General features: G+C 65.3%; 4 protein-coding genes. All 4 read left to right on the forward strand.

The annotated features are described in order from the left end of the window. A partial coding sequence (locus E6K76_12335) for a serine/threonine-protein kinase (GenBank protein TMQ56639.1) occupies positions 1-2496 on the forward strand: 2496 nt, incomplete at its 5' end. Between the two features lie 35 nt (positions 2497-2531). Next, positions 2532-2900, forward strand: a complete 369-nt coding sequence (locus E6K76_12340; protein TMQ56640.1) for a hypothetical protein — start codon at positions 2532-2534, stop codon at positions 2898-2900. A 77-nt stretch (positions 2901-2977) separates the two neighbouring features. Further along, the gene (locus E6K76_12345; GenBank protein ID TMQ56641.1) at positions 2978-3253 is read left to right on the forward strand and encodes a hypothetical protein; all 276 of its coding nucleotides are present in this window, start codon (positions 2978-2980) and stop codon (positions 3251-3253) included. Positions 3254-3257: 4 nt separating this feature from the next. Next, a partial coding sequence (locus E6K76_12350; protein TMQ56642.1) for a hypothetical protein occupies positions 3258-3530 on the forward strand: 273 nt, incomplete at its 3' end.

Below are 3530 nucleotides of genomic sequence, written 5' to 3' on the forward strand. Positions count from 1 at the left end.
AGCCTCGCGACCGGGGCCCAGCTCGGCCCCTACGAAATCCTGGCCCCCATCGGCGCAGGCGGCATGGGGGAGGTCTATCGCGCCCGCGACCCGCGGCTCGGCCGCGACGTGGCGGTGAAGGTGCTGCCCGCGGCGCTTGCGGCGGACACCGAGCGTCAGCGGCGCTTCGAGCACGAGGCGCGCTCGGCGGGGCGGCTCAATCACCCGAACATCCTCAACATTTACGACGTCGGGCAGCACGAAGGCCAGCCCTACCTCGTGACCGAGCTTCTCGAGGGCGCCACGCTTCGCGAGCGGATAGGCGACGCGGCGCTCCCGGTCCGCAAGGCGATCGAGCTGGCGATTCCGGTCGCGTACGGTCTCGCCGCGGCGCACGAGGCGGGGATCGTGCACCGCGACTTGAAGCCGGAGAATCTGTTCGTCACGAAGGACGGCCGCGTCAAGATCTTGGACTTTGGCCTCGCGAAGCTCACGCGGCCCGATGATGCCTCGGGAGCAGGGAAGAGCGCGGCGCGCACCGTCGCGGTGGATACGGGGCAGGGGCAGATCTGGGGAACGGCGGGCTACATGTCGCCCGAACAGGTGCGCGGCCAGCAGGTGGACCACCGGTCCGATATTTTCTCCTTCGGTTCCATACTCTATGAAATGCTCGCGGGCACGCGGGCTTTTCGCGGTGAATCCCCCGCCGACACGATGAGTGCGATCCTTCGCGAGGATCCGCCCGATCTCACGACGCTCGACAAGGAAATCCCGCTCGTCCTCGAGCGGATCGTGCGCCACTGCCTCGAGAAATCGCCCGGAGAGCGCTTCCGCTCGGCGCACGATCTCGCGTTTCAGCTCGAAGGCATTTCGGGGCCGTCCGGCTCGGCCTCGATCGAGGCATTGCCGCGTGAATCCGCGGGGCCGGCGCCTCGCCCCGCGGCCGCGTTTCGCCAGCTGAGCTACCGTCGAGGCTTTCTCCACAAGGCGCGATTCGCGCCCGACGGTGAGACGATCGTCTACGGGGCGGAGTGGGAAGGCGATCCCGTTCGCGTCTACATGAAGCGCCCCGAAAGCCCAGAGGCGATTCCGCTCGCGCTCCCCAGCGCGGATATCCAAGCCGTATCCCGCACCGGCGAGATCGCGATCTCGCTGGATCCCAGCTACGGGCATAACGGCGTGTTTCAGGGCACGCTCGCCGTCTCGCTTCTTTTCGGGGGCGCGCCGCGCGAGATCGAAGAGAGGATCCTGCACGTCGATTACGCGCCGCAAGGTGACGCGATGGTCGTCGCGAGGGACGTGGAGGGAAAGGGGCGCGTCGAATTCCCATTGGGGAACATTCTCTACGAGACGGCCGGTCACGTGAGCTTTCCGAGGATGTCGCCTTCGGGAGATCGGATCGCGTTTTTCGATCATCCGTTTCCGAACGATGACCGGGGGGGTGTCGCGATCCTGGATCTCCAGGGGAACAAGAGGACGCTCACCCAGGAATGGGGAAGCGCACAGGGGATGGCATGGTCCGCATCGGGGGAGGAGATCTGGTTCACCGCCGCCGCGTCGGGGAGCGGACGTGCGCTCCATGCCGTCAAACCAACAGGAGAGCTTCGGCTGATCGCAGGATTTCCAGGCAGTGTGCGGCTCTTCGACATTTCGAAGAGCGGACAGGTGCTGCTGACGCGCGACAACATCCGCCTCGGGATGTACTGCAAGGCTCCCGGCGCGACCGAGGAACGCGAGCTTTCATGGCTCGATTGGTCGCTCACGGGCGAGCTATCGCCGGACGGCTCTATGCTCCTCTTCGACGAGGAGAATGAGGAGGTCGGGACCAACTACCTCGCCTGCATCCGGAAGACGGATGGATCGCCGGTCGTGCGGCTCGGTGAGGGGAGGGCCCTGACGCTCTCGCCCGACGGGCGCTGGGCAGTAGCCAAGCTCCCCGTACCGGCCAGCCCGCTCATCGTGTATCCGACGGGGGCGGGGAAGAAGCGGATCCTCCCCACCGGAATGACCAATGTCGCGAACGCGAGGTGGCTTCCCAACGCGCATCAGGTTTTCTGCGTCGGCACGGAAGGAGGTCTCTCGCGGGCGATGCTCCTGGACGCCGAACATGGCGGCATCGTCCCGTTGCCCCTGGAGGTGGCGGCCACGGTGAATGGCAGCGCGATCTCGCCCGACGGGAAGCTGGCCGCGGTGGGATTTAAGGAGGGCTCCAGCGTATTGCTGCCTCTCGATCGGAGCGAGTCTCGCCCCGGCCCACCTCTGGAAAGAGGCGAACGCATCATCGCCTTCACCTCCGATGGGAAATGGCTCTTTCTCGAGAACCAGGGGCGGTCGCTCCGCATCGACAAGGTTCGGATCGACACCGGAGAGCGGGCGCCCTGGAAGGTGATGCGCCCGCCGGATCCGAGCGGCATCATGATGATGTTCGGAACAAGAATCGTCCGCGACGGCGAGGCGTACGTGTACGGCTACGCGCGCGTGCTCTCGGATCTCTATGTTGCGGAAGGGCTGGTGTAACGGCTCCCATGGACGGACGCCTACAAGAAACCCTTATGCCGGACGCCATCCATATCATCACCGAACGAATCGCCGCCGAGCTGTTGGAACGGCTCGTTCGCGAATCCTTTGGAATCATGGTGAAGTACGTTGTGGATGTCGAACGAGGCGCGATCGCGATCGGAGGAGAGCTGCATGCCGATGCCGAGGGAGCGCTTCTCGAATCGGGGAGTCACCCGAGGAGTTTATGGGGTGCGAACTATTATCCAGGCCGCGGCCGAGAAGAGTGCATTGAATTTACGGCTTTGATCAACATTCGCCCCGCCCGAGGCAACGCCGGGATGGAAGTGACGGACCCGGCGATCCGCGAGCGAATGAGAGTCCTGACATTCGCGCTTATCGGAGAGGGAGAGCCTCTCGGATGACCCAGCACGCAGGGCTCACTATCGAGCGCTGGACTTCGTTCACATTGGACCAGCAAATACTGATGATCGGAAACGAAATGAATCGCGCCGGTAAGCTCCGGCGTCCGGATGACGGGGAGCGGCGTGCGAACGCATACGAGAGAGTTCTCTATCTGACGGACCTCACGATTCAGGCTCACGTGCGCCGTGCTCTGCGACGAGAACTGCTCCGCTGGCGCGATCTCGCGGCGCGGCTCTTTCTCGAGCCAGAGGCGCAACCCTTGGCGCACGCGGCGGCGTTTCGCGCGCTGTTGCAGCTCACGCCGGAAGCGTCGCGACAGATCCCGTATGTGCTGGGGGATCAGGGAGACTAGAGCCATGAAACCGAAGAAGCCCGAAGTCGGCAACGCCCGCACGTTCCTGCGACACGCCGTGGCGACGCTCGCCTACCGCTGCGGCAAGGCGGTGCGCGGCGCGCCCGCTTCCTTCGCCGGGTTCAAGGCGGGCCCCACGTCGCGCACGCCGGTCGAGATCCTCGCCCACATCGGTGATCTCCTGGATTGGGCGCTCTCCCAGGCGAGCGGGCAGGAGAAGTGGCGCGACGCGACGCCGCTTCCCTGGGACCGCGAGGTGAAGCGGTTTTTCGCTGCG

This window comes from Candidatus Eisenbacteria bacterium (assembly GCA_005893275.1).
GTDB lineage: Bacteria > Eisenbacteria > RBG-16-71-46 > SZUA-252 > SZUA-252 > WS-7.

Coding starts and splice junctions, on each gene's coding strand:
- E6K76_12340 (TMQ56640.1), top strand. CDS start 2,532: ATGCCGGACGCCATCCATATCATCACCGAACGAATCGCCGCCGAGCTG.
- E6K76_12345 (TMQ56641.1), top strand. CDS start 2,978: ATGAATCGCGCCGGTAAGCTCCGGCGTCCGGATGACGGGGAGCGGCGT.